The sequence below is a fragment of the Rhizobium altiplani genome (assembly GCF_001542405.1).
Classification (GTDB): Bacteria; Pseudomonadota; Alphaproteobacteria; order Rhizobiales; family Rhizobiaceae; genus Rhizobium; species Rhizobium altiplani.
The window spans coordinates 2,501-26,431 of sequence record NZ_LNCD01000123.1 but is presented as its reverse complement, the minus strand read 5'-3'; the positions used below and the strand labels follow the sequence as shown (position 1 = coordinate 26,431).

Genomic DNA, 23,931 nt, shown 5'->3' with positions numbered 1-23,931 from the left:
AATGTGCTCACTATTTGCCGCTGAGGACGCGGCTGGCGACGTTGATGTATTTCCGTCCGGCTTCGGACGCTTCGACAAGTGCCTTTTCCATATTGTTCTCGCCGCGTACCCCGGCAAGTTTGATCAGCATCGGCAGATTCATGCCAGCGATGACTTCGGTGTGGCCACTGCTCATGACGGATATTGCCAGGTTGGAGGGGGTGCCCCCGAACATGTCGGTGAGGATGACGACTCCGTGGCCGTCGTCGGCGCGTGACACTGCTTCCAGGATGTCTTGTCGCCTTTGATCCATGTCGTCTTCGGGACCGATACAGACCGTTTCGATGAATTTCTGAGGACCGACGACATGTTCGACCGCATGACGAAACTCTTCAGCCAGCTTGCCATGAGTGACAAGCACAAGTCCGATCATGATATTACTGCTCCTAGTGGCGTATGCAAACGGTGGCCCCAATATCGCAATGCAGCAATCGCGTCCACCGTGGGGGCACATCTTGGCGATGAAAAGCCGAAGTGCAAGACAAAAATACGACTTTTAGGGCAGGATTTGCCAATTTCGCCGGCATTACTGGCCAATATCGGGCGCTTTTGCCATCAGTATCGCCAGCGGCAACGGAGTATTCGCCAGCAACCGAATGACCGGCAGATTTATGCTGCCAGCAATAGTTGTCTGCTCTCCTTCCGGCGGCAACCGTTTCTCTCCCGACGCGCTTGCGGGAAGCACAGCGTAATGCATCACGGCGCTTGCAATATGAGGTACTCGGACGATGCCGGTGCCGCGGAGTTCGATCAAACCGCAGATCGACGCGGGGCAGGTCGCAATCACGGTTTCGTCTCCTTTGGAGATGAGCACCTGATCGTCGGCGACGAGCACGGAATAGATGCCCATGCGCTGTGCTTCATTGATGCAGGCGAAGGCCAGCATCGACTTTCCCCAGCCGGAGGGACCCATGAAGAGAAGGCCGGTCGTGCCGACGACGATGGCCGTTGCGTGGATGTTTGAAGGCGCGCCCGTCATAGGGTGGTATCGGCGGGAAGAGCGAGAATGAAGCGTGCTCCAAGCAGCTTCTCGCTCTCGGGATCGATAATGTTCTCCGCGCGCAGCGAACCACCATGCGCTTCGGCAATCTGGCGACTGATCGATAGGCCGAGGCCCGAATTCTGCCCGAAGCCTTCCGACTCCGGTCGGTCGGTATAGAAGCGCTCGAAGATGCGATCGATATTTTCTGCCTGGATGCCAGGGCCGTTGTCTTCGATATAGACAATGCAGCGCGAGCGGGTTCTGACCAGCCGCACGGTGATCTTGCCATCGTGTTCAGGAACGAAGGAGCGGGCGTTCTCGATGAGGTTGGTGACGACCTGCCCGATGCGCAAGTCGTGGCCGTTTACCACGAAGCGCGTCTTGACGCCCGGTTTGCGCTCGATCGCGAATTCGATCTGCACTTCCTTTTTGCGATTGCGGATTTGCCGCGACACGTCGATGAGGTCGCGAAGCAAAATCTCCAGATCGACCGAACCTGCATCGACCCGCGCCAGTTCCGCATCGAGGCGGGAGGCGTCGGAAATGTCGCTGATCAGGCGGTCGAGGCGGCGAACATCGTGCTGGATAACATCGAGAAGCCGCTTTTTGGACTCGTCCGTTTTGGCGAGCGGTAGCGTCTCGACGGCGCTGCGAAGCGACGTCAGCGGGTTCTTCAGTTCGTGGCTGACGTCGGCCGCAAAGCTTTCGATCGCGTCGATGCGATCGTAGAGAGCCGTCGTCATCTCGCGCAGAGCAATGGAAAGGTTACCGATCTCGTCCTGACGTGCCGAAAAGTCCGGGATTTCCTCGCGCTCCTTCGCGCCACGGCGGACACGAATGGCGGCCGCCGACAGACGCCGCAAGGGATTGGCGATCGTCGACGAGAGGACGAGAGACAAGAGAACGTTGACGAGGGTCGCGACCCCGAACACGCGCATGATGCCCAGGCGCTCGGCGTGGACGATGTTGTCGATATCTCCGGCCTGCGTCGACAATAGCAGCACGCCAAGGACGGCGCGGAAGCGCTGGATCGGAACGGCGACCGACACGATCAGCTCGCCCTTCTCGGTGGTGCGAACCACAGCGCCGCGCACGCCGGTCAGCGCGTTCATCACTTCCGGATAAATAGAGCCGTCGCCGCCCGGGGCTTCCTTGTAGAGAGGCAGATTTCCAGGCTGCAGGACCTTGTTGAAGATGGTCGTGAACCACTGGCCCCAGGTCTGTTCTTCGTCATCGACCGGCGGCAGATCAAAGCGCAGGACCTGACCGCGTGAATAGAGGTGGCGCGAATCGAGCAGCAGGTTGGCGTCAGCGTCGAAAATACGCGCCCGGGTTCTGGTCGGCGAAATCAGACGGCGCAGGACCGGCGCGACCTTCTCCGGATCGATCGGGAACTCGAGGTCCTCGTCGTTGGGAACTGGCGTAATGCTCTGCCCGGCCTGCAGTTCGAGCAGCTTTTCCGGGTCGATGGTGATCGAGTTGGTGTCGACTGAGGCCGAGGCCGAGACGGCACCGGCGATAATTTCGCCCTGCGTCAGAAGGCTTTCGACGCGGGCATCGATCAGCCCTTCGCGAAACTGATTGAGATAGAGAATGCCACCGACGAGAACGACAAGCGCCGCGAGATTGAAGAACAGGATGCGACGCGTCAGGCTCGAAAAGACGGCGTTGCCGAAGATGCGGCGGATGATCGTGAAGGGATGCGACCAACGGCGTCCCCTGACGCGGCGGCTGCTTACGCCTTCCGCCTCATCCAGATCCCTTTCCTGCACCAACTGCGCCAACGATAGGCCCTTTCGGAGAGCGGGTCGCTTTCGCGATCACCACTCTCGACAATTCTCAGATGCCGCGCCGCTTGGGCGTCAGGCTGCTTCGCGGAAGCGGTATCCCACTCCGTAAAGCGTTTCAATCATATCAAAGTCGATATCGACCATCTTGAATTTCTTGCGAAGCCGCTTGATGTGGCTGTCGATGGTGCGATCGTCGACATAGACCTGCTCGTCATAAGCCGCGTCCATCAGCGCGTCACGGCTTTTGACGACCCCCGGACGCTGGGCCAACGAATGCAGGATGAGGAATTCGGTGACCGTTAGCGTCACCGGCTCGCCTTTCCAGGTGCAGGTGTGGCGTTCCTGGTCCATGACCAGCTGACCGCGCTCGAGTGAGCGAGCGAGCTGTTGTGCCGTGCCCGGCTTTGGAGCGGCACCGCCGGCTGCGGCGGCAGCCTCGCGGCTCGATGCACGGCGCAGAACAGCGCGCACCCGCTCGACCAGCAGGCGCTGTGAGAATGGCTTGGTAATAAAGTCATCCGCGCCCATCTTCAGGCCGAACAGCTCATCGATCTCCTCATCCTTGGAAGTGAGGAAGATGACCGGCATGTCGGATTTCTGTCGCAGGCGGCGCAGGAGTTCCATGCCGTCCATGCGCGGCATCTTGATGTCGAAGATGGCAAGCTGCGGCGGGCGGGCGAGAAGACCATCGAGGGCGGAAGCGCCGTCCGTATAAGTCTCGACCTTATATCCTTCAGCCTCAAGTGCGATCGACACCGAGGTGAGGATGTTGCGGTCGTCATCAACGAGCGCGATTGTCGGCATGGTATTCGTCTCCGTCATCTATGCGCGTCTCCAGGAATTTTGAAGGTCCCCCAGGCGGCCTTTCTGAACCGGATGCGCTTATGGGGATAAAGGTGGAACAAATTGTGGCAAAGATAAAGGGTGGGATTGTCGCAAAGTTTTGAAGACAACCAAAAGCTGTGTTGTCAATTTGACGAGCGACTTCTGATTCAAACGATTTAAAATAAAGCGGAAAAATTTAAATCGATTAATAGTTTGATATTACTACATTTTATTGATTTTCGGCTCTTGCGTTTTAAAAAACCAGCCCGTACGGTCAGCCTCAGTTCTTAACGGCACGAGCCTCAAGGGAAGGGAAAGACCATGGAGCTGTTCGGAGTCCACAACCCGGCGATAGAGTTGGCGACGATCGGTTTGGGGAGCGCAAACAGCGCTCGCTATAACTTTACCGCCGCCTCCCTCTATGAAGAATCGATTCGCCGGGGTGAGGCTGAGCTGACCGCCCATGGCGCCTTGAGGGCCCTGACGGGCCAGCACACCGGCCGTTCGCCGAAGGACAAGTTCGTCGTACGTGACGCCAAAACCGATGGCGAGATCTGGTGGGACAACAACAAGCCGATGTCGCCGGAGCACTTCGCGCTGTTGAAGCAGGACATGCTCGCGCATGCCGCCGGCAAGGATCTGTTCGTTCAGGACCTCATCGGAGGTGCTGACGAAAACAACGCGCTGCCGACCCGTGTCGTCACGGAGCTGGCCTGGCATTCGCTGTTCATTCGTAACCTGCTGATCCGCCCAGAGCGCCCGACGCTCGAATCCTTCGTCCCGAAGCTGACGATCATCAACCTGCCGACCTTCAAGGCCGATCCAGCGCGTTACGGCTGCCGCACCGAAACGGTCATCGCTTGCGACCTGACGAATGGCGAAGTGCTGATCGCCGGCACCTTCTATGCCGGCGAGATGAAGAAGTCGGTCTTTACCGTGCTGAATTACCTGCTCCCGGCAAAGGGCGTCATGCCAATGCACTGCTCGGCCAATGTCGGTCCGGCTGGGGATTCCGCTGTCTTCTTCGGCCTTTCGGGCACCGGCAAGACGACGCTTTCGGCGGATCCTGCCCGCACGCTGATTGGCGACGACGAACACGGGTGGGGTGAGGATGGCATCTTCAACTTCGAAGGCGGCTGCTACGCCAAGACGATCCGTCTCTCGGCGGAAGCGGAACCCGAAATCTACGCAACGACGCAGCGCTTCGGCACGATTCTCGAAAACGTCGTTCTGAACGATGAACGCGAACCCGACTTCAACGACGGCTCGCTGACGGAGAACACACGCTGCGCCTACCCACTGGATTTCATTCCGAACGCCTCCAAGACCGGCCTCGCCGGTCACCCGAAGACAATCATCATGCTGACGGCCGATGCCTTCGGCGTCATGCCGCCGATCGCCAAGCTGACGCCAGATCAGGCCATGTACCACTTCCTTTCCGGGTACACCGCCAAGGTGGCCGGTACCGAACGGGGCGTGACCGAGCCGGAGGCGACGTTCTCGACTTGCTTCGGCGCGCCGTTCATGCCACGCCATCCGTCGGAATACGGCAATTTGCTGAAGGATCTGATCGGTCGCCACGGCGTTGAATGCTGGCTCGTCAACACGGGCTGGACCGGCGGGGCTTACGGCACCGGCAAGCGGATGCCGATCAAGGCGACCCGCACGCTGCTGGCCGCAGCACTCTCGGGTGAGCTCGGCAAGGCAGACAGCCGCGTCGACCCGAACTTCGGCTTTGCTGTTCCCGTTGTGGTGCCGGGCGTTGACACGGCCATCCTCGATCCACGTTCTACGTGGCAGGATCCGGTCGCCTATGATGCGCAGGCTAGCAAGCTCGTGACGATGTTCATCGAGAACTTCGCGAAGTTCGAAGGCCACGTGGATGGCGGGGTGCGCGATGCGGCTCCGGGGTTTCGCGCCGCCGCTGAATGATGCGCCAAAACATTGATGATTCACGTGAAACCCGGCGGTCTCCGCCGGGTTTCTTTGTCTGTTCCCAAGGGCCGGCCGATGTGAGATAGAAAATGTATGGCCAGCGAACCGCTTTACATCAACGATCGAATCATCATCGCCGGGTGGGAGTTGACCGAGCAGTTCGTTCTGGCGGGCGGCCCCGGCGGGCAGAACGTCAACAAGGTCTCGACAGCAGTCCAGCTCTTCTTCAACATCCCAAACTCACCGTCCTTGACGGAGCGGGTGAAAGCGAATGCCGTGAAACTGGCCGGGAAGCGCCTCTCGAAAGAGGGCGTGTTGATGATCGAGGCAAGCCGCTTTCGCAGCCAGGATCGCAACCGCGAAGACGCGCGCGAGCGGCTGAAGGAACTGATTCTCGAGGCGGCAAAACCGCCACCGCCACCGCGCAAGAAAACCAAGCCGACAAAGGGGTCGGTCGAGCGCCGGCTGAAGGAGAAATCGGGCCGTGCGGAGGTGAAGAAGATGCGCGGGCGACCGCTCGGAGATTGATATGCTGAAGCTTCCGAACGGCGTCAGTCATCGTCCTGACTATCTGGACCGGCCGCGACAGCAGGCTTTGGTGGATATTGTCAGGTCGATCGTGGCGGATGCGCCGCTCTTCGTGCCCGTCATGCCTGGCACCGGCAGGCCGATGTCGGTGCGCATGACGAATTGCGGACCGCTCGGCTGGGTAACCGACAAGGAGCGCGGCTATCGCTATCAGCCGACCCACCCCGTTACGGGCAAGCCCTGGCCGGACATGCCTGTGGAATTGATCGAGATCTGGAACGACGTCTCTGGCTATGACAAGCCGCCACAGGCCTGCCTCGTCAACTTCTACTCCGACGAGGCCCGCATGGGACTGCATCAGGACAAGGATGAACAGGACCTTGCAGCGCCTGTTGTGTCGATCTCGCTCGGCAATAGCTGCCTGTTTCGCGTCGGTGGCCTCGCGCGCGACGACCGCACGCTTTCCTTCAAGCTCTCAAGCGGCGATGTCGTGATCTTGGGTGCGGAAGGGCGCCTTTGCTTCCATGGCGTCGACAGGATCTATCCATCGACGTCGACCTTGCTGAAGAATGGCGGCCGGATCAATCTGACGCTTCGCCGGGTAACGGCCTAGAGCTTCCTCAATGCGACCTGTTCTATTAGGTGATTGTTGCCCTTGCGCAGGATAAGGTCGGCACGCGGGCGCGTCGGGAGGATGTTTTCCCGCAGGTTCTTCAGGTTGATGTTTTCCCAGAGGCCTTCGGCAATCGTCAGCGCTTCCTCCTCGCTGATCGAGGCATAGCGGTGGAAGAAGGAGTGGGGATCGCGAAACGCCGTTTCGCGCAGCCGCAGGAAACGCGTCACATACCAGTCGTGAATCCGACTTTCATCCGCATCGATGTAGATCGAGAAGTCGAAGAAGTCGGAAACCATCGGAACGATCTTGCCGCCAGCCGGCAGGTCGCGCGACTGCAGCACGTTGATGCCCTCGAAGATCAGAATATCCGGCCGATCGACGATCTTGTACTCGTTCGGCAGCACGTCATAGACAAGATGCGAATAGGACGGTGCCTTGACGTTCGGCTGCCCAGCCTTGATCGCGGCCAGGAAACGCAGGATCGCGCCGGTGTCGTAGCTCTCGGGAAAACCCTTGCGCTGCATCAGGTTTTCACGCTGCAGCACGGCATTCGGGTGCAGGAAGCCGTCCGTGGTGACAAGATCCACCTTTGGACTGGACGGCCAGCGCGACAGCAGTTCCTTCAGGATACGGGCGGTCGTCGATTTGCCGACAGCCACGGAGCCGGCGATGCCGATCACGAAGGGAGTCTTCGCGACGTTGGAGAGGCTGAGGAAGCGATTGCGCTGCTCGAACAGCAGCTGCGAGGATTCCACATGCGCCGACAGAAGGCGCGACAGCGACAGATAGATGCGCCGCACTTCATCGAGGTCGATGGGGTCGCCCATGGAGCGCAGCCGCTTGACCTCGTCCCCCTTCAGGGTGAGCGGCGTATCCGCCCGGAAGCGCGCCCATTCCTCGGAAGAAAAGAAGTGATAGGGCGAATAGGCATTCGCCTGAAAATGATCGAGCGTTTCGGGCGCTCCGATGAGCTGTCTTGCGATACTCATGAACTTTGCCGGCTCGCCTTTTCTTTCAGGCCGGATTGAGCGGTACGGCGCTCAAGCTCCGCCATGACACTTTGCAACGGAATGCCTGCGACCTTCAATACGACCAATAGGTGATAGAGCAGGTCGGCGGCTTCATAGGTAAGGTTTTCGCGGTCATCGGCGATCGCTGCAATCACGGTCTCGATCGCCTCTTCGCCGAGTTTCTTGGCCGCTTTTGGCTGACCGGCAGAAACGAGCTTTGCCGTCCAGGATTCTTCCGGAGAGGCCTTCGATCGCGCATCGACGATCTTTTCCAGGTCTGCGAGGGTAAATTCGCTCATGATTCCGCTTTCCACTCAATCCAGACGCATGTCGATGCCGCACGACGACATATAGCGCTTCGCTTCCCCGACGGAATAGGTACCAAAGTGGAAGATCGAAGCAGCCAGAACGGCATTGGCATGTCCTTGCTTGACCCCGGCCACGAGGTCATCGAGGTCGCCGACGCCGCCCGAAGCTATCACCGGCACCCGAACCGAATCCGCTATGGCACGCGTCAGTTCGAGATCGTAGCCGACCTTCGTCCCGTCCCGGTCCATTGAGGTAACAAGCAGCTCGCCGGCGCCACGCTCGACCATTTTCCGAGCGAAATCCACGGCATCGATGCCGGTCGCATTGCGGCCACCATGCGTATAGATCTCCCAGGCGCTGACATCCCCTTGGACAGGCACTGTCCGCCGCTTGGCGTCGATCGAGACGACGATGCATTGGTCGCCGAACTTGTCGGCGGCCTCCGCAACGAAATCCGGATTGTTGACGGCGGCCGAGTTGATAGAGATCTTGTCCGCGCCACAAAGCAGCAGCTTGCGAATGTCAGCGATGGTGCGAACGCCGCCGCCGACGGTGACAGGCATGAAGCATTGCTCGGCGGTGCGAGCGACGACATCGAAGATCGTCTCGCGATTGTCCGAGGAAGCGGTAATGTCGAGAAAGCAAAGTTCGTCGGCGCCGGCGGCATCGTAGGCCTTGGCGGCCTCGACCGGGTCTCCGGCATCTACCAGATTGACGAAGTTGACACCCTTGACGACGCGGCCGTCCTTGACGTCGAGGCAGGGAATGACGCGAGCCTTGAGGGTCATTGTGCAGTCTCCTTTGCGCGTGCGGCTGAAATCAGCGCCAGCGCTTCTTGCGGGTCGATGCGTCCATCATAGAGCGCGCGGCCGGAAATCGCACCCTCGAGCTTGCGTGCGTCGGGCTCGAGCATCCGCTTCACGTCCTCGATCGAAGCAAGGCCGCCGGACGCGATGACGGGGATCGATACGGCTTCGGCAAGCTCGAGCGTCGACGACCAGTTGATGCCGGCAAGGATGCCGTCGCGGTCGATGTCGGTGTAGATGATCGCGGCAACGCCGGCGCCCTCGAACTTCTTCGCGAGCTCGATGACGCCGAGCTCGGAGGCCTCGGCCCAACCCTCGACCGCGACTTTGCCGCCCTTGGCATCGATTCCGACAGCAACACGGCCGGGAAACCTCTTGCAGGCTTCAATCACGAGCGCCGGATCGCGCACGGCGATCGTTCCGAGAATGACGCGGGCAAGGCCGCGCGACAGCCAATTCTCGATATGGTCGAGTGTACGGATGCCGCCACCAAGCTGAACGGGGTTCTTCGTTGCCTTCAGGATCGCGTCGACAGCAGCGCCGTTGACGCTTTCGCCAGCAAAGGCGCCATTCAAGTCAACGACATGCAGCCATTCGAATCCCTGGTCTTCAAAGGCCTTCGCCTGAGCTCCTGGATCGGGATTGTAGACGGTTGCCTGGTCCATATCGCCAAGCTTGAGGCGAACGCACTGCCCATCCTTGAGGTCAATTGCGGGAAATAGGATCATTCTGTCAGTCCTTGCAATGCGCGAGCTCAAGGCTTCCAGCGCAGGAAATTGGCAATCAGGGCGAGGCCGAGCTTCTGGCTCTTTTCGGGATGGAACTGGGCTCCGGCCATGTTGTCGCGACCGACGAAGGCGGTGATCGGGCCGCCGTAATCGGCCGTCGCGAGCACGTCGGCGGGGTTTTTCGCCGCCAGATGGTAGGAATGCACAAAATAGGCATGCAGCCCGTTCGGCCCCGTCGGAATGCCGTCGAACAACGGGTGGGGGGATTTCAGATCCAGCGTATTCCAGCCGATCTGTGGAATCTTCAGATTGGCATCACCTGGCGTCATTTCGACGACATCGCCGGGTATCCAGCCAAAGCCATCCGTGACGGTCTTCTCGAGACCGCGCGATGACATCAACTGCATGCCGACGCAAATACCAAGGAAGGGCCGGGCCTTCTTCTCAACCACATCGATCAGAGCGTCCGACATGCCGGAAACGGCATCGAGGCCGCGTCGGCAGTCGGCATAGGCGCCAACACCCGGCAGCACCACGCGATCGGCGGCGGATACAACCTCGGCCTTGTCGGTCAGATCGATCGAGGCATCGATGCCGACTTCCCGCGCGGCCCGTTCGAAGGCCTTCGTCGCCGAACGCAGGTTGCCGGAACCGTAGTCTATAATTGCGACGCGCATTCAGCGTCCTCCATCAAAACCAAAGAGACCGAGCGAGGTGGCGTTGCCGTGTCGCGGGGCATGGGCTGCGGGATCCCATTGCGGCGACGGCGCCGGGCGGCTGTCGCCGGCGTCGGTCTGGACATTCAAAAAGTAGACTTCTTCTGCGGTCTGCAGCGAGTCGGCGGAAACGAGGTCGGCCTCAGCCCAGCCCTTCGCAACCAGATTGCGGATGCGAAGATTCTGGCCCTCGAGCGCCACCAGCAGACTGGTGCCGAAGGTGATCGTAACGCCGACGGGCCAGAGGTCTGCGCGGTCTGCCAGCGCACCGCCAAGGCTTTGCAGGAGAAATGCCGCGATGGCGTAGAGCCACAGCCGGTGGAAGGCCAGCCATACCCAGGGGAAGAGAAACCCGAGCACGGTAAAACCGTCGCGAATGAAGCGCGTCTTCTCGTGGTTGGAGTCTGTTCCGCTAGGCGCAGTCAGAACCAAATAGCTGGAAGTCATGTCGTCAAGCTCCCTCAGGGGGCTCAGACGAGCGTGCCCTTCGTCGAGGGAACACGGCCCGCCTGTCTCGGATCGATCTCTGTCGCCGTACGCAGCGCGCGGGCAACGGCCTTGAAGCACGTCTCTGCAATATGGTGGTTGTTGGCACCATAATGGTTGAGAATATGCAAGGTGATGCCGGCGTTCTGGGCAAGCGCCTGGAAGAATTCGCGAACGAGTTCGGTGTCGAACGTGCCGATCTTCGGCGCGCTGAAGGTGACGTTCCAGACAAGGAAGGGGCGACCGGAGAGGTCGACGGCTGCCTTCGTCATCGTCTCGTCCATGGCGAGGTCGATCGATGCATAGCGCGTGATGCCGCGGCGGTCGCCGAGTGCCTTGGCAATCGCCTGGCCGATCGCGATACCGGTGTCTTCCACTGTATGGTGGTCGTCGATATGGAGATCGCCCTTGGTCTCGATTTCCATGTTGATCAGCGAATGTCGTGACAGCTGGTCGAGCATATGGTCGAAGAAGCCGACGCCAGTCGAAATTTTCGACTTTCCGGTGCCGTCGAGATTGACGGAAACGGAAACCGAAGTCTCGTTCGTCTTGCGGGACACGGTACCCGTGCGGCTTGCTGCGGTCTCGGCCATAAGGCTGCTCCATCGGGAAATACGGGCGTTCCTTATCAGGCGTGCCGCGAAATATCCAGAACCGCGGCAGCAGAAAAAGACGCCATTTGCAATCGGCATTCACGCACTTACATAGGGCTCGACAGGGCCGGCGTTCGGCCCGACACAACAAGCCCGGCAGACGGGCAAAGGTGAATAGATGACAACGATTATTACAGTTCGAAAGGGCGGTAAGGTCATCATGGCCGGCGATGGTCAGGTAAGCCTCGGCCAGACCGTGATGAAGGGCAACGCCCGCAAGGTGCGGCGCATCGGCAAGGGCGAGGTCATTGCCGGTTTCGCAGGCGCCACTGCGGATGCGTTCACGCTCCTCGAACGCCTCGAAAAGAAGCTCGAGCAATATCCGGGGCAGCTGATGCGCGCCGCCGTCGAGCTTGCCAAGGATTGGCGCACGGACAAGTATCTCCGCAACCTCGAAGCCATGATGCTCGTCGCTGACAAGCAGGTGACGCTGGCGATAACAGGCAACGGCGATGTTCTCGAGCCGGAGCACGGCGCCATGGCGATCGGTTCGGGTGGCAATTATGCGCTCGCTGCGGCCCGCGCCCTGATGGACACAGACAAATCCGCCGAAGAGGTCGCGCGTCGCGCCCTCGATATTGCCGCCGATATTTGCGTCTACACGAACCATAATGTGGTGGTGGAAACGCTCGACGCCGAAGCTTGACCCGGTTTCAAAGATTCACGCCCCGATGGGATATTCGATATGACCACATTTTCCCCCCGCGAGATCGTTTCCGAACTTGACCGCTACATCATCGGCCAGCATGAGGCCAAGCGCGCGGTGGCAATCGCGCTGCGCAACCGTTGGCGTCGCCACCAGCTCGATCCGGATCTACGCGACGAAGTGATGCCAAAGAACATCCTGATGATCGGCCCGACCGGTGTCGGCAAGACGGAAATCTCTCGCCGTCTCGCCAAGCTGGCGGGCGCGCCCTTCATCAAGGTTGAAGCGACCAAGTTCACCGAAGTCGGTTACGTCGGACGCGACGTGGAGCAGATCATCCGCGATCTCGTCGAGGTCGGCATCGGGCTCGCACGCGAGAAGAAGCGGAGCGAAGTGCAGGCAAAGGCGCATATGAGCGCCGAGGAACGCGTTCTCGATGCGCTCGTCGGCGCCACGGCCTCGCCGGCGACCCGTGACAGCTTCCGCAAGAAGCTGCGCAACGGTGAACTTGATGACAAGGAGATCGATATCGAGATCGCCGACACCGGTACCGGCATGGGTGGCTTCGACATTCCCGGCATGCCGGGCGCAAATATCGGCGTGCTCAACCTCTCCGAAATGTTCGGGAAGGCGATGGGTGGCCGCACCAAGAAGGTCCGCACGACGGTCAAGGCATCCTACACGGATCTGATCCGCGACGAGTCCGACAAGCTGATCGACAACGAAGTTATCCAGCGCGAGGCGGTTCGTGCGGTCGAGAATGACGGCATCGTCTTCCTCGACGAGATCGACAAGATCGCCGCTCGCGACGGCGGCATGGGTGCCGGCGTTTCGCGCGAAGGCGTGCAGCGCGACCTGCTTCCCCTGGTCGAAGGAACGACGGTCTCGACGAAGTACGGGCCGGTGAAGACGGACCACGTCCTTTTCATCGCCTCCGGCGCATTCCATGTCTCCAAGCCGTCCGATCTGTTGCCGGAATTGCAGGGTCGTCTGCCGATCCGCGTCGAACTGCGCGCGCTCACAAAGGAAGACTTCCGCCGTATCCTGACGGAAACCGAGGCGAGTCTTATCAGGCAGTACAAGGCGCTGATGGAAACGGAAGGCCTCACCCTCGAATTCACTGACAATGGCATTGATGCCCTGGCTGATGTGGCCGTCCACTTGAATTCGTCTGTCGAAAACATCGGCGCCCGTCGCCTTCAGACCGTCATGGAGCGCGTTCTGGACGAAATCTCCTTCAACGCTCCGGATCGCGGCGGCTCGACCGTGACGATTGACGCCGACTACGTCCGCGAGCACGTCGGTGACCTGGCGCAGAACACAGATCTGTCCCGGTTCATTCTGTGATGAACAAGCATCGGGTCCTGTCCTTACTGATGTGACGCCGCGATTTTGACAGCTTAGACTCTCGACAGCGGGCCCTTTACTTTTTAGTGAAGGGCTCGTCTCGTTATCGGCGCCAGCATTATTCGGCCAAGATTGTGGTCCAGTCAGCGCGCTTCGCGACAATGCCAAAATGATGGGAATGCTGATCGTGCGACGCCTTCTGACAAGCCTCCTGATTGCTGCTGCGGTGCTGACCTCGGTGCCTGCTTTTGCCATGCAGGTGGTGCCGTCAGGTAATCGTCATGCCGAGCAACCGGATGTTCCGGACGCCTCGGTTCGTCGCACCAAGGGCACGAAGAGCTCGTTCGATCGGAAATACGAGAAGGTCCGTGACCTCTTGGCCACGGATCACGAACTGATGGGCAAGATCAAGAAAGTTTCGGCCGCTTATGGCATCGACCCGATCCACGTGGTCGGTGCGATCGTCGGCGAACATACCTACAATGTCGACGCCTATGACCGCCTGCAATCCTATTACGTGAAGGCCGCTTCCTATGCCGGCCAGAGCTTCCGTTTCGCCTATGATGGCGAGGACGTGGACGATTTCGTCAAGCGGCCGGAGTTTGCCGAATGTAGCGGCAAGGGCGATTCCTACACGTTGTGGAGCTGCCGTGAGGACGTCTGGGAAAGGGACTTCCGAGGCAAGACGGTCGGTGGCAAGAGCTACCCGAACAACCGCTTCAGTGCCGTCTTCTTTCAGCCCTTCTACGCTGGTCAGACCTTCGGCCTCGGCCAGATCAACCCGCTGACCGCGCTGATGCTCTCGGATCTCGTCTCCAAGGTCTCAGGTTATGAAAAGCTGAACGAGAGGGACGCCGGTGCCGTCTACAAGGCAATCATGGAGCCCGATATCTCGCTAGCCTTCGTCGCTGCCTCCATTCGCCGCTCGATCGACGATTACAAACAGATCGCCGACATGGACATTTCCAAGAATCCGGGCCTGACCGCCACCCTCTATAATGTCGGCAATTCGCGCCAGCGCGCGGCGGCCCTGGCGGCCAAGAACCGCGCTTCAGGCAAAACCGTCTGGCCGGAGGAAAACTATTACGGCTGGTTGGTCAACGACAAGCTGGACGAGTTGGAGCGCCTGCTCTAGCTTCCGCCTTGCCGGGAAGAGTTTAGAATCTTCCGCGAAAGGCTGAATTCTCATGGACATGCGTCCGGATCCCTTTGAGCCGCCGGCACCGTTGCCCCGCACGGTGCCACCGAGCCGCCTTGAGATCATCCGCACCATCCTGCGCAATCCGCTGGAGCTCTGGGGCGAGCCTTCCTACACGCTGCCGTGGATCCAGACACGGTTCTTTCGGGAAAGAACCCTGATCGTCAACGATCCCGGTTTGATCCGCCATGTTCTCGTCGACAATGCCACGAATTACCGCATGTCGGATATTCGCCAACTCATCTTGCGCCCGATCCTGCGTGACGGTCTGCTGACGGCGGAAGGAGAGGTTTGGAAGCGATCCCGCAAGGCGGTATCACCGGTCTTCACGCCGCGCCACGCAAATGGCTTCGCCGGGCAGATGCTTCGCCAGTCCGAGGACTACGCGACAAAATACGAATCCGCTGGCAGAGACGGCAAGGTCTTCGAGATTGCCGCCGACATGACGGAACTGACCTTCGCCATGCTCGCCGATACGCTGTTCTCAGGCGAGATCGTCACCTCCTCCGATAGCTTTGCCGACGATGTAAACGCACTCCTCCACCGCATGGGGCGCGTCGACCCGATGGATCTCCTGCGCGCGCCCTCATGGGTTCCGCGCGTCACCCGCATCGGCGGTCAGAAGGTGCTGGACAAGTTCCGAAACATCGTGCGCCAGACCATGGATGCCCGGCTCGCGCGTATGCAAGCCGATCGAGCCTCCGCGCCGGACGACTTTTTGACCTTGCTCCTTGATCAGGCTGCAACCGGCGGGCTGACGAACGACGAGATCGAAGACAATATTCTCACCTTCATCGGCGCGGGCCACGAAACGACGGCGCGGGCGCTCGCCTGGACGCTCTATTGCGTTGCCAACACGCCGCACATCCGCGAGGCGATGGAGGAGGAGATCGATCGCGTGCTGGCCCAGGATGTCGAGCCGGTAAAATGGCTCGACCTGATGCCTTACACGCGCGCCGCCTTCGAGGAGGCGCTGCGGCTCTATCCGCCGGCGCCGTCGATCAATCGCGCCGCCATCGCCGCCGATCGCTGGACCGATGCGAAAGGCGAAACGGTCGAGATCGAGGCCGGAGTTACCGTTCTCATCATGCCGTGGACGCTCCATCGTCACGAGCTCTATTGGGACAAGCCACGCGCCTATATCCCGGAACGGTTCCTGCCGGAGAATCGCGCCAAGATCGGGCGTTTCCAGTTCCTCCCGTTCGGCGCGGGTCCGCGGGTCTGCATCGGCGCGACCTTTGCCCTGCAGGAGGCTGTTATCGCTCTGGCCGTGCTGATGCACCGGTTCCGCTTCGATATGACGGACAAGACAAGGCCATGGCCGGTTCAGAAACTGACGACGCAGCCGCAAAATGGCCTGCCGATGCGCGTCACGCCGCGGTCTTTGTCCGTAGCGGCATAAATCTTTCGAATTATTGCATAATTGACTATGAATGAAAGCCGCGCAAAGTGGCAGCATGAAAAAGCTGCCGTGGTCTTGGGAGACATTGAATGAGCCGCATCGATAAAAACGGTCTTGCTGTTGAACCCGTCCTTCATGAGTTCCTGGTGAAGGAGGCGTTGCCCGGCCTGCAGATCGATGCCGACAAGTTCTTTGCAGATTTCTCGGCCATCGTTCACGATCTGGCTCCGCGCAATCGCGAACTGCTTACCAAGCGCGATGCACTTCAGCTTCGAATCGATGATTGGTACCGTCAGCATGGCGCGCCGACCGACATGGAAGCGTACCAGGCGTTTCTGCGGGATATCGGCTATATCCTGCCGGAAGGCTCCGATTTTCAGGTATCGACCGCCAACGTTGATCCCGAGATCGCCTCGATCGCCGGTCCGCAGCTCGTCGTTCCCGTCATGAATGCGCGCTATGCGCTGAACGCCGCCAACGCGCGCTGGGGCTCGCTCTACGATGCGCTTTACGGGACCGATGCGATTCCCGAGAGCGATGGCGCCGAAAAGGGCAAGAGCTACAATCCGAAGCGCGGCGAGAAGGTCATCGGCTGGGTTCGCAATTTCCTCGATACCGCTGCTCCGCTCGACAGCTGGAACTGGAAGGATGTCGCGACCTTTGCTGTCAAGGATGGTGCACTCGCCATCACTTCGACTGACGGCGAGCATGTTTCGCTGACCGATGCGGCGCATTTTGCCGGCTATCTGGGCGATGCCGCGGCGCCGACGCAGATCCTGTTAAAGAACAACGGCATCCATATCGACATCGTCATCGACGCCTCGACCGCGATCGGCAAGAGCGATCCGGCGCACATCTCCGACGTCTGGCTGGAATCGGCGATTACGACGATCATGGACTGCGAGGACTCGGTTGCAGCAGTTGACGCCGAAGACAAGGTCGTCGTCTATCGCAATTGGCTCGGCCTCATGAAGGGCGACCTGCAGGAGGAGGTGTCCAAGGGTGGCTCGAGCTTCATCCGCAAGCTCAATCCCGATTTGGAGTACAGCGGCCCGACCGGTACGCCCTTCGAAGTGCATCGCCGGTCGCTGATGCTCGTGCGCAACGTCGGCCATCTCATGACGAATCCCGCCATCCTCGATCGTGACGGCAACGAAGTGCCGGAAGGGATCATGGACGCCATGATCACCGGCATGATTGCGCTCTACGACGTCGGCCCCAATGGCCGGCGCAAGAATTCCCGCGCCGGTTCGGTCTATGTCGTCAAGCCAAAGATGCATGGACCCGAGGAAGTCGCCTTCGCTGCCGAGATCTTTTCGCGCGTCGAGGATGCCCTCGGCATGGCGCGCAATACCATCAAGATGGGCATTATGGACGAGGAGCGGCGCACTACCGTCAATCTCAAGGAGTGCATCCGCGCCGCCCGCGAACGCGTCGTCTTCATTAACACCGGTTTCCTGGACCGCACCGGCGATGAAATCCATACCTCGATGGAAGCCGGGCCGATGATCCGCAAGGGCGATATGAAGCAGGCTGCCTGGATCGGCGCCTACGAGAACTGGAACGTCGACATCGGCCTTGAATGCGGTCTTTCCGGCCATGCGCAGATCGGCAAGGGGATGTGGGCCATGCCGGATCTGATGGCGGCGATGCTGGAGCAGAAAATCACGCACCCGAAAGCCGGCGCCAATACTGCCTGGGTTCCGTCCCCAACCGCTGCGACGCTGCATGCGACCCATTATCACCGCATCAACGTCGCCCGCGTTCAACAGGGTCTGAAGGACCGTGCGCGCGCCAAGCTCTCCGATATTCTTTCAGTCCCCGTAGCGGTTCGTCCGAATTGGACGCCGGAGGAAATCCAGCGTGAACTCGACAACAATGCCCAGGGCATTCTCGGTTACGTTGTCCGCTGGGTCGATCAGGGCGTTGGCTGCTCCAAGGTGCCCGACATCAACAATGTCGGACTTATGGAAGACCGCGCGACGCTGCGCATCTCCGCCCAGCATATGGCCAATTGGCTGCATCATAAGGTCACGACCGAAGCGCAGATCGCCGAGACGATGAAGCGCATGGCCGCAGTCGTCGACCAGCAGAATGCATCCGATCCCGCCTACGTGCCAATGGCAACCGATTTCGACGGTTCGATCGCCTTCCAGGCGGCACTCGATCTTGTCTTGAAGGGCAGGGCACAGCCGAACGGCTATACCGAGCCTGTCCTCCATCGCCGCCGCCTCGAACTGAAGGGCAAGCAGGCTATCTAAGAACAAATCAATAGAAAATGCCGCCGAAACAATGTTCCGGCGGCCTTTCTAATACCCCATTTCGGCAACAGCTTACTGGATAACGATGACCTTCGAAGTCGTCTTGCCCGGACGTACGCGGCTGTAGAGGTCGATAACGTCCTGGTTCATCAGACGAATGCAGCCCGAGGAGGCCGCGGTGCCGATCGAAGCCCATTCCGGCGTGCCGTGCAGGCGGAAGAGGGTGTCCTGACCCTTTTCGTTGAAGAGATACATGGCGCGCGCGCCGAGCGGGTTGCTGAGGCCAGGGCCCATGCCCTCTTCGACATACTTGGCAACTTCCGGCTTGCGCTCGGCCATTTCCTTCGGCGGATGCCAGGTCGGCCATTCCTGCTTCCATGCGACATAGGCCGTGCCTGCCCAGGCGAAGCCCTGCTTGCCGACACCGATGCCGTAACGCATCGCCTTGCCGCCGGGCAGGATGTAATAGAGGAAGCGCTCGCGGGTGTTGACGATGATCGTGCCCGGACGCTCGGTGGTTTCGTAAGAGACGATCTGGCGGCGGAACTGCGGCTTGACCTTCTGGATCGGAATCGCCGGCAGCGAATATCCGGCATCCGTCGTCACGCCATAGGCGTCGTCAAAGATCTGCGCGGTCTGGACGGTCGGGCCCGGCACGGCCTTGTCTTCAACGGAGGCGCTCTCGGTAGTCGAAGAGCAACCGGCCAGAGCGAGCGTCGCCATCAGGCCGAATACAGGAAATGCATTGCGGATACGCATGGATGTCTCTTAGGAAATGGGCAAGGGGAAACGGTCTTTTGAACCATCTTTGATTATGGTTTATTTTCGATTAACTTTGCCTTTGCAAGCTGTTGCAGTGCGGCAAAATCAATACGCAGCGGCAAATTAGAAGCGCATGGTTTTTTTGCAACAACGCGCGCGCCAGACCTACGGTTATCCATGACGATTTTGAGTGTTTACAATAACAATCCGTTAATAGACGGCCGGCAGTCGGACAGAGCTATGCTCGTGCGGCGCGGGACTCAGATTTTACTTCATGAGATGCGTCACGCCGTGTTGCCGGAGCTGTCGCTTGCGAGCGGACGCCGGGCGGATCTGATCACCATTTCGGAGAAGGGCGAAATCTGGATCATCGAGATCAAGACCTCGATCGAGGACTTTCGCGTCGACCGCAAGTGGCCGGACTATCGCCTGCATTGTGATCGGCTGTTTTTTGCCACGCACAAGGATGTTCCGCTTGAGATTTTCCCCGAGGGCTGCGGGTTGTTTTTATCGGATGGCTACGGCGCGCATATGATCCGCGAGGCGCCCGAACATCGCCTTGCGCCAGCGACGCGTAAATCCGTGACGCTCAATTTCTCCCGCGTAGCCGCCCAGCGCCTGCTGATGGCCGAATGGGCAAACGGCAAGCCGTTTGAAGTCGACGATATTTAGGGTTATTTCGGCGCGCGCTTGGCGAGGATCCGCTGCAGCGTGCGGCGATGCATATTGAGCCGCCGCGCGGTCTCCGAAACATTGCGCTCGCACATTTCATAGACCCGCTGGATATGCTCCCAACGCACACGGTCGGCTGACATCGGGTTTTCCGGTAGCTCTGCTTTCTCGCCCGCCCGCTGCGTCAGGGCGGCATAGACGTCGTCCGCATCGGCGGGCTTTGCCAGATAATCGACCGCGCCGAGCTTCACAGCGGTAACGGCTGTTGCAATATTGCCGTAGCCGGTCAGAACGATGATCCGGGTATCGTCGCGGCGCTGGCGGATTGCCTCGATTACGTCCAGACCGTTGCCATCACCAAGCCGCAGGTCCACGACGGCATATTTCGGTGGATGGCTCTTGGACTTGGCAACACCTTCGGCGACTGACTCAGCTGTCTCGACCGTGAAGCCTCGTGTCTCCATCGCGCGCGCCAGACGGCGCAGGAAGGGACCGTCATCGTCAACGATCAGCAAGCTGGCGTCCGGACCGATATGATCCGCATTGGCGAGGGAGGAATCGTGGTCAAGCTCGTTCATATCTATCAATCCCGGCGGCTGCCCCGCCTGATATAAGTCAATTATTCAGCTTTTTCATTATGCCCATAGCGTCATTTTGTCGAATTCGCATCGATCAGCATGCGCGGCCATTCGACACGGACACGCGCTCCGGCGGCTTCCGGCATGCGGTTCTCGAAGACCAACGACGCGCCGGATCGTTCCAGGAGCGTCTTGGCGATAAAGAGGCCAAGTCCCAGCCCACCGGCCCGGTCCTCCCGTTGCCGCTTCGTGACGTAGGGCTCGCCGATCCGGGTCAGGATATCGGAAGAATAGCCCTCTCCATCGTCCTCGATGGTGATGCGGACCTTTCTCAGATCGTGTTCGACCGTGACCGTTACCTTGTCGCGCGCGTAGTCGACGGCGTTCTCGATCAGATTGCCGAGCCCGTACATGATGCCGGCATTGCGGTCGGTGATAGGCTCGCCCTTGCGCGGGCTCTTCTCGATGAGCTCGAGTTTGATCCCGAACTCCCTGTGCGGCGCCACGATCTCTTCCATCATGGATGAGAGCGGCAGCCGCCGAAGATGGGCCTCGCCCTCTGCCGAGAGCGTCGCCAGCCGCCGCAGGATGTCGCGGCAGCGCTCGCTCTGGCTCCGCAGGAGTTGCACGTCCTCGCGAAAGCGATCGTCATCCTTCAGTTCCCGTTCCATTTCCTTGGCAACCACGCTGATGGTGGCAAGCGGCGTTCCGAGTTCGTGTGCCGCTGCTGCGGCAAGACCGTCCAGCTGCGAAAGGTGTTTCTCCCGCTGCAGCACGAGTTCGGTTGCCGCCAGCGCGTCGGCGAGCTGGCTCGCCTCCATTGAGACCCGGTATGCATAGAAGGCGGCGAAGGCCATGGTCGATGCGATCGAGCACCAGACGCCGAACTGCATCACCGTGTGCACATTGATCTCGACCCCGTCGAACCACGGCAAGGGAAAGGGTGAAAAGGCAAGGATGGTGATGCAGACCATCGCAATGATAATGAGCACCGTGCTGAAGCGGATCGGCTGCGATGCGAAGGAAATGATCACGGGAACGCAGACGAGCGCGGCGAAGGGATTAGCAAGGCCGCCGGTGATGAAGAGCAGTGCGCAAAGCTGCAGTAGATCGAAACCGAGCAGTGCGAAGGCGGCGCCTGGGTAGAGCCGGTGCGTCGGCGGGTAGCGGATCATCAGGTAGAAGTTGACCGCCGCCAGCGCCGCGATCAGCAACCCGCAGGCAATAAGCGGAAGCGGAAACTTCAGCCAGAAGGCAACGATGAACACCGTCACGGCCTGGCCGCCGACGGCAAGCCATCTCAGCCGCACCAGCGTCTGCAGTCTCAGGCGCCTGCTGTTGTGCCTATCCTCTTCCGACGAACTTTCGACAGTATCGACCATTTGACATTCCTTGGGCCATGCTAGGGCTCATGTACCACGCGGTTTTGCCCTTGTCGTCGGCGGGGCGTCCTCCGGCCGTTCCGGCCAGGGGTGCTTGGGATAGCGGCCGCGCATGTCGGCGCGCACGTCCTTCCACGATCCGGCCCAGAAGCCCGGCAGGTCGCGTGTCGTCTGGATCGGTCGGTGCGCGGGCGACGTCAGTTCCAGAAGCAGCGGCAGCCTTCCGCCTCCAATTGCCGGGTGCTGCTTGAGGCCGAAGAGTTCCTGCACGCGGATCGTCAGAGTCGGCTCCTCGCCGTCGTACTGGATCGGATGCCGCTGTCCCGTCGGCGCTTCGAAATGCGTCGGGGCGAGGCGGGAAAGATCCCGCTGCAGCTCGTGCGGGATCAGCGCCATCAACCCGTTCGAAAGAGCAGACGAGGAAATGTCGGAAATCCCGCGGGCATCCGTCTGGTAGGGAACGAACCACTCGTCCAGCCGCGCAAGCAGTGCCTGGTCGCTGACATCAGGCCACGGATCGCCGATGTTGCGATGAAGAAAGCCGATGCGTTCACGCAGCTGCATGGCTTCCTTGGAAAAGGGCAGCAGTTCCAGCCCCAGCTCGCGCACGCCTTCCGCCAGCGCGCGGCTGACGGTTTCGCCGGTTGGACGCGGCAGTGGCGTCTCCTCGAAGACAATGGCGCCGAGCCGCGTCGCGCGCCGGGCTCTGACCTGCCGGCTCTGGCGGTCGAAGAAGACCTGATTGTCGGTGGAAATGGCGCCAGGTAGCTCTTCCTCGATCTCGCCACGCGAAACCTCTGCTGCAGCCAGAATTCGCCCCTGTGCCGCCCGGCCGGTCAAGTCGGCGATGACGAGCATCTGGGTGCCGGCAAGTCGCTCGGTTTCCGGCAGCTCCGCACCGCGCCCGTTCGCCATCAGGAATCGGCCTCTGCCGCCGCGTTGCAGCGCGATTCGGTCGGGAAAGGCGTGCAGCAGAAGGCGTCCCGTCTGGCTCGGTTCCGTTGACTTTGCGACATCGAGACCCTTGGCCAGTCGAGCCGCCAGCTGGCGCGCGCCCTCCGCGCGCTCACCTCGTTCCGACCGGAAGCGTCGCATCCGTTCCTCGAGGTCAATACCGGGACCACCGAGGCCCTGTTCGGTCAGCAGCACGGCAAGGGCGGCCGCATCTCTCGCTTGTCCCGTCTCGCCGGCTGAGATCACCATGGCGGCCAAACGTGGCGGCAGCGCAAGGTCACGCATCGTCCGTCCGCGCGCGGTGAGTGCGCCGTCCTTGTCTAGCGCGCCGAGTTGCAACAAGAGCGCGCGCGCCTCCGCCAGCGTCGTCTCCGGCGGCTGGTCGACGAAGGACAGCGCGCGGGCATCCTGAACGCCCCAGTGGGCAAGGTCGAGGACCAGGCCGGAGAGATCGCTGGAGAGAATCTGCGGCGGCGTGAAAGCCGGCAAGGCCGCGGTCTGTCCCTGATGCCAGAGGCGGATGGCGATGCCGGGCTCGGTTCGGCCGGCTCGCCCGGAACGCTGGTCGGCGGAGGCGCGAGAGACGCGCACCGTTTCCAGCCGTGTGATGCCGGTTGAGGCCTCGAACACCGGAAGCCGCTGCAAGCCGCTATCGATTACGATCCGTACGCCGTCGATGGTGATCGATGTCTCGGCAATCGAGGTGGCGAGCACGATCTTGCGCGTCCCGCCTTCGGCCGGTCGGATTGCCGCGTCCTGTTCTTTCTGTGTCAGGTTGCCGTAGAGGGGCGCAATCAGTGTCTCCGGCCCGAAGCGTCCTTGGAGCCGCTCCGCCGTGCGGGCGATCTCCGCCTGGCCGGGCAGGAAGGCGAGGATCGATCCGCTTTCACTGGCATGGGCGTCGACGATCGCACGCGTCATCGCATCCTCTATGCGTTCGCCGCCCGGCCGATCCTTGTAGCGGACGTCGATCGGATAGCTTCGCCCCATGCTTTCGATAACGGGCGGCTGGTCGAGAAGCGCAGCAACGCGCGCAACGTCAAGCGTCGCCGACATCACCAGCAGGCGCAGGTCGTCGCGCAAGGCGGATTGTACGTCGAGCGCCAACGCCAGGCCGAAGTCGGCGTCCAGCGAGCGTTCATGAAACTCGTCGAAGATGACGGTCGAGACACCCGAGAGTTCCGGATCCTCGAGGATCATGCGCGCGAACACGCCTTCGGTCACGACCTCGATGCGGGTCTTGGCGGAAACCCTGGTGTCGAGCCGCATGCGATAGCCGACCGTTTCCCCCACAGTCTCGCCAAGC

At 60.6% G+C, this 23,931-nt stretch carries 24 protein-coding genes (1 of these 24 running past the window's edge); 9 read left to right on the top strand and 15 right to left on the bottom strand.

All coding sequences use genetic code 11. The features are described 5' to 3' along the window. Positions 1 to 10: 10 nt before the first annotated feature. The 4 genes from AS026_RS28550 to AS026_RS28535 all read right to left on the bottom strand — a co-directional run bounded on the left by AS026_RS28550 (position 11) and on the right by AS026_RS28535 (position 3,615). Positions 11 to 412, bottom strand: coding sequence for a PTS sugar transporter subunit IIA (locus tag AS026_RS28550; RefSeq protein ID WP_007528763.1), 402 nt, complete (start codon positions 410 to 412; stop codon positions 11 to 13). Positions 413 to 565: 153 nt separating this feature from the next. Then, entirely contained in the window at positions 566 to 1,018 is a 453-nt protein-coding gene (locus AS026_RS28545) for an HPr kinase/phosphorylase (RefSeq protein ID WP_018859429.1), read from the bottom strand. After that, positions 1,015 to 2,805, bottom strand: a complete 1,791-nt coding sequence (locus AS026_RS28540) for a sensor histidine kinase (protein WP_025657913.1) — start codon at positions 2,803 to 2,805, stop codon at positions 1,015 to 1,017. The genes AS026_RS28545 and AS026_RS28540 overlap by 4 nt, the downstream gene beginning before the upstream one ends. 78 nt (positions 2,806 to 2,883) lie before the next feature. Next, on the bottom strand, positions 2,884 to 3,615 hold the full coding sequence (locus AS026_RS28535; RefSeq protein WP_192241849.1) for a response regulator transcription factor: 732 nt from the start codon (positions 3,613 to 3,615) through the stop codon (positions 2,884 to 2,886). Positions 3,616 to 3,957: 342 nt separating this feature from the next. Between AS026_RS28535 and AS026_RS28530 the strand changes: the two genes are divergently transcribed. From AS026_RS28530 to AS026_RS28520, 3 genes are all read left to right on the top strand, one after another. Continuing rightward, a complete protein-coding gene (locus AS026_RS28530) occupies positions 3,958 to 5,568 on the top strand; it encodes a phosphoenolpyruvate carboxykinase (RefSeq protein ID WP_062373712.1) in 1,611 nt (536 codons plus the stop codon). 96 nt (positions 5,569 to 5,664) lie between these two features. Further along, the gene (arfB, locus tag AS026_RS28525; RefSeq protein WP_018859433.1) at positions 5,665 to 6,099 is read left to right on the top strand and encodes an alternative ribosome rescue aminoacyl-tRNA hydrolase ArfB; all 435 of its coding nucleotides are present in this window, start codon (positions 5,665 to 5,667) and stop codon (positions 6,097 to 6,099) included. A gap of 1 nt (position 6,100) precedes the next feature. After that, positions 6,101 to 6,712 carry an alpha-ketoglutarate-dependent dioxygenase AlkB gene (locus tag AS026_RS28520; RefSeq protein WP_062373709.1) on the top strand — a complete coding sequence of 204 codons (612 nt, stop codon included), beginning with the start codon at positions 6,101 to 6,103 and terminating at the stop codon, positions 6,710 to 6,712. Here the strand turns inward: AS026_RS28520 and coaA are convergent. Genes coaA through hisB form a run of 7 tightly spaced genes read right to left on the bottom strand, consistent with a single transcriptional unit; the run spans position 6,709 to position 11,363 of the window. After that, positions 6,709 to 7,704, bottom strand: coding sequence for a type I pantothenate kinase (gene coaA / locus AS026_RS28515; protein WP_018859435.1), 996 nt, complete (start codon positions 7,702 to 7,704; stop codon positions 6,709 to 6,711). The genes AS026_RS28520 and coaA overlap by 4 nt on opposite strands. After that, complete coding sequence (locus AS026_RS28510) at positions 7,701 to 8,024, bottom strand: phosphoribosyl-ATP diphosphatase (protein WP_025657910.1); 324 nt, start codon at positions 8,022 to 8,024, stop codon at positions 7,701 to 7,703. Before AS026_RS28510 ends, coaA begins: the two co-directional genes overlap by 4 nt. A 15-nt stretch (positions 8,025 to 8,039) precedes the next feature. After that, the gene (gene hisF, locus AS026_RS28505) at positions 8,040 to 8,822 is read right to left on the bottom strand and encodes an imidazole glycerol phosphate synthase subunit HisF (protein WP_018859437.1); all 783 of its coding nucleotides are present in this window, start codon (positions 8,820 to 8,822) and stop codon (positions 8,040 to 8,042) included. Beyond that, the gene (hisA, locus tag AS026_RS28500; protein ID WP_025657909.1) at positions 8,819 to 9,568 is read right to left on the bottom strand and encodes a 1-(5-phosphoribosyl)-5-[(5-phosphoribosylamino)methylideneamino]imidazole-4-carboxamide isomerase; all 750 of its coding nucleotides are present in this window, start codon (positions 9,566 to 9,568) and stop codon (positions 8,819 to 8,821) included. The genes hisF and hisA overlap by 4 nt, the downstream gene beginning before the upstream one ends. A gap of 26 nt (positions 9,569 to 9,594) precedes the next feature. Beyond that, positions 9,595 to 10,245, bottom strand: a complete 651-nt coding sequence (hisH, locus tag AS026_RS28495) for an imidazole glycerol phosphate synthase subunit HisH (protein WP_025657908.1) — start codon at positions 10,243 to 10,245, stop codon at positions 9,595 to 9,597. Then, positions 10,246 to 10,731 carry a DUF2628 domain-containing protein gene (locus AS026_RS28490; protein WP_062373706.1) on the bottom strand — a complete coding sequence of 162 codons (486 nt, stop codon included), beginning with the start codon at positions 10,729 to 10,731 and terminating at the stop codon, positions 10,246 to 10,248. A gap of 23 nt (positions 10,732 to 10,754) precedes the next feature. Further along, positions 10,755 to 11,363 carry an imidazoleglycerol-phosphate dehydratase HisB gene (gene hisB, locus AS026_RS28485; RefSeq protein ID WP_018859441.1) on the bottom strand — a complete coding sequence of 203 codons (609 nt, stop codon included), beginning with the start codon at positions 11,361 to 11,363 and terminating at the stop codon, positions 10,755 to 10,757. Between the two features lie 178 nt (positions 11,364 to 11,541). On the opposite strand from hisB, the gene hslV reads away from it, so the two are divergent. The 5 genes from hslV (at position 11,542) to AS026_RS28460 (ending at position 18,277) form a co-directional block, all read left to right on the top strand. After that, positions 11,542 to 12,069: an ATP-dependent protease subunit HslV gene (gene hslV / locus AS026_RS28480; RefSeq protein ID WP_018859442.1), complete on the top strand. Its 528-nt coding sequence runs from the start codon at positions 11,542 to 11,544 to the stop codon at positions 12,067 to 12,069. Between the two features lie 39 nt (positions 12,070 to 12,108). Then, complete coding sequence (gene hslU, locus AS026_RS28475; RefSeq protein ID WP_018859443.1) at positions 12,109 to 13,416, top strand: ATP-dependent protease ATPase subunit HslU; 1,308 nt, start codon at positions 12,109 to 12,111, stop codon at positions 13,414 to 13,416. A gap of 187 nt (positions 13,417 to 13,603) precedes the next feature. Next, positions 13,604 to 14,551 (top strand): DUF1402 family protein, encoded by a 948-nt coding sequence (locus AS026_RS28470; protein WP_062374243.1) that lies wholly within the window; start codon positions 13,604 to 13,606, stop codon positions 14,549 to 14,551. Positions 14,552 to 14,603: 52 nt separating this feature from the next. Beyond that, positions 14,604 to 16,016 carry a cytochrome P450 gene (locus AS026_RS28465; protein ID WP_025657905.1) on the top strand — a complete coding sequence of 471 codons (1,413 nt, stop codon included), beginning with the start codon at positions 14,604 to 14,606 and terminating at the stop codon, positions 16,014 to 16,016. 89 nt (positions 16,017 to 16,105) lie between these two features. After that, entirely contained in the window at positions 16,106 to 18,277 is a 2,172-nt protein-coding gene (locus AS026_RS28460; RefSeq protein WP_062373703.1) for a malate synthase G, read from the top strand. 72 nt (positions 18,278 to 18,349) lie between these two features. Here AS026_RS28460 and AS026_RS28455 read toward each other — a convergent pair whose 3' ends face one another. After that, the gene (locus AS026_RS28455) at positions 18,350 to 19,036 is read right to left on the bottom strand and encodes a L,D-transpeptidase (protein WP_025657903.1); all 687 of its coding nucleotides are present in this window, start codon (positions 19,034 to 19,036) and stop codon (positions 18,350 to 18,352) included. A 180-nt stretch (positions 19,037 to 19,216) separates the two neighbouring features. Between AS026_RS28455 and AS026_RS28450 the strand changes: the two genes are divergently transcribed. After that, entirely contained in the window at positions 19,217 to 19,711 is a 495-nt protein-coding gene (locus AS026_RS28450) for an MmcB family DNA repair protein (protein WP_026372086.1), read from the top strand. Between the two features lie 2 nt (positions 19,712 to 19,713). On the opposite strand, the gene AS026_RS28445 is transcribed toward AS026_RS28450, so the two are convergent. From AS026_RS28445 to hrpB, 3 genes are all read right to left on the bottom strand, one after another. Next, positions 19,714 to 20,289 carry an ActR/PrrA/RegA family redox response regulator transcription factor gene (locus AS026_RS28445; protein ID WP_025657901.1) on the bottom strand — a complete coding sequence of 192 codons (576 nt, stop codon included), beginning with the start codon at positions 20,287 to 20,289 and terminating at the stop codon, positions 19,714 to 19,716. Between the two features lie 71 nt (positions 20,290 to 20,360). Further along, positions 20,361 to 21,671, bottom strand: a complete 1,311-nt coding sequence (locus AS026_RS28440; RefSeq protein ID WP_025657900.1) for an ActS/PrrB/RegB family redox-sensitive histidine kinase — start codon at positions 21,669 to 21,671, stop codon at positions 20,361 to 20,363. 27 nt (positions 21,672 to 21,698) lie between these two features. Beyond that, positions 21,699 to 23,931, bottom strand: the 3' portion of a protein-coding gene (gene hrpB / locus AS026_RS28435; protein WP_062373701.1) for an ATP-dependent helicase HrpB. It continues 233 nt past the right edge of the window; only the last 2,233 of its 2,466 coding nucleotides appear in the window; the start codon falls outside the window, past its right edge — the gene reads right to left on this strand; it ends in the stop codon at positions 21,699 to 21,701.

Bases quoted from the DNA above. Each gene is read 5' to 3' on its own strand.
- AS026_RS28550 (WP_007528763.1), bottom strand. From the start codon at position 412: ATGATCGGACTTGTGCTTGTCACTCATGGCAAGCTGGCTGAAGAGTTT.
- AS026_RS28545 (WP_018859429.1), bottom strand. From the start codon at position 1,018: ATGACGGGCGCGCCTTCAAACATCCACGCAACGGCCATCGTCGTCGGC.
- AS026_RS28535 (WP_192241849.1), bottom strand. From the start codon at position 3,615: ATGCCGACAATCGCGCTCGTTGATGACGACCGCAACATCCTCACCTCG.
- AS026_RS28530 (WP_062373712.1), top strand. From the start codon at position 3,958: ATGGAGCTGTTCGGAGTCCACAACCCGGCGATAGAGTTGGCGACGATC.
- arfB (WP_018859433.1), top strand. From the start codon at position 5,665: ATGGCCAGCGAACCGCTTTACATCAACGATCGAATCATCATCGCCGGG.
- AS026_RS28520 (WP_062373709.1), top strand. From the start codon at position 6,101: ATGCTGAAGCTTCCGAACGGCGTCAGTCATCGTCCTGACTATCTGGAC.
- coaA (WP_018859435.1), bottom strand. From the start codon at position 7,704: ATGAGTATCGCAAGACAGCTCATCGGAGCGCCCGAAACGCTCGATCAT.
- AS026_RS28510 (WP_025657910.1), bottom strand. From the start codon at position 8,024: ATGAGCGAATTTACCCTCGCAGACCTGGAAAAGATCGTCGATGCGCGA.
- hisF (WP_018859437.1), bottom strand. From the start codon at position 8,822: ATGACCCTCAAGGCTCGCGTCATTCCCTGCCTCGACGTCAAGGACGGC.
- hisA (WP_025657909.1), bottom strand. From the start codon at position 9,568: ATGATCCTATTTCCCGCAATTGACCTCAAGGATGGGCAGTGCGTTCGC.
- hisH (WP_025657908.1), bottom strand. From the start codon at position 10,245: ATGCGCGTCGCAATTATAGACTACGGTTCCGGCAACCTGCGTTCGGCG.
- AS026_RS28490 (WP_062373706.1), bottom strand. From the start codon at position 10,731: ATGACTTCCAGCTATTTGGTTCTGACTGCGCCTAGCGGAACAGACTCC.
- hisB (WP_018859441.1), bottom strand. From the start codon at position 11,363: ATGGCCGAGACCGCAGCAAGCCGCACGGGTACCGTGTCCCGCAAGACG.
- hslV (WP_018859442.1), top strand. From the start codon at position 11,542: ATGACAACGATTATTACAGTTCGAAAGGGCGGTAAGGTCATCATGGCC.
- hslU (WP_018859443.1), top strand. From the start codon at position 12,109: ATGACCACATTTTCCCCCCGCGAGATCGTTTCCGAACTTGACCGCTAC.
- AS026_RS28465 (WP_025657905.1), top strand. From the start codon at position 14,604: ATGGACATGCGTCCGGATCCCTTTGAGCCGCCGGCACCGTTGCCCCGC.
- AS026_RS28460 (WP_062373703.1), top strand. From the start codon at position 16,106: ATGAGCCGCATCGATAAAAACGGTCTTGCTGTTGAACCCGTCCTTCAT.
- AS026_RS28455 (WP_025657903.1), bottom strand. From the start codon at position 19,036: ATGCGTATCCGCAATGCATTTCCTGTATTCGGCCTGATGGCGACGCTC.
- AS026_RS28450 (WP_026372086.1), top strand. From the start codon at position 19,217: ATGACGATTTTGAGTGTTTACAATAACAATCCGTTAATAGACGGCCGG.
- AS026_RS28445 (WP_025657901.1), bottom strand. From the start codon at position 20,289: ATGAACGAGCTTGACCACGATTCCTCCCTCGCCAATGCGGATCATATC.
- AS026_RS28440 (WP_025657900.1), bottom strand. From the start codon at position 21,671: ATGGTCGATACTGTCGAAAGTTCGTCGGAAGAGGATAGGCACAACAGC.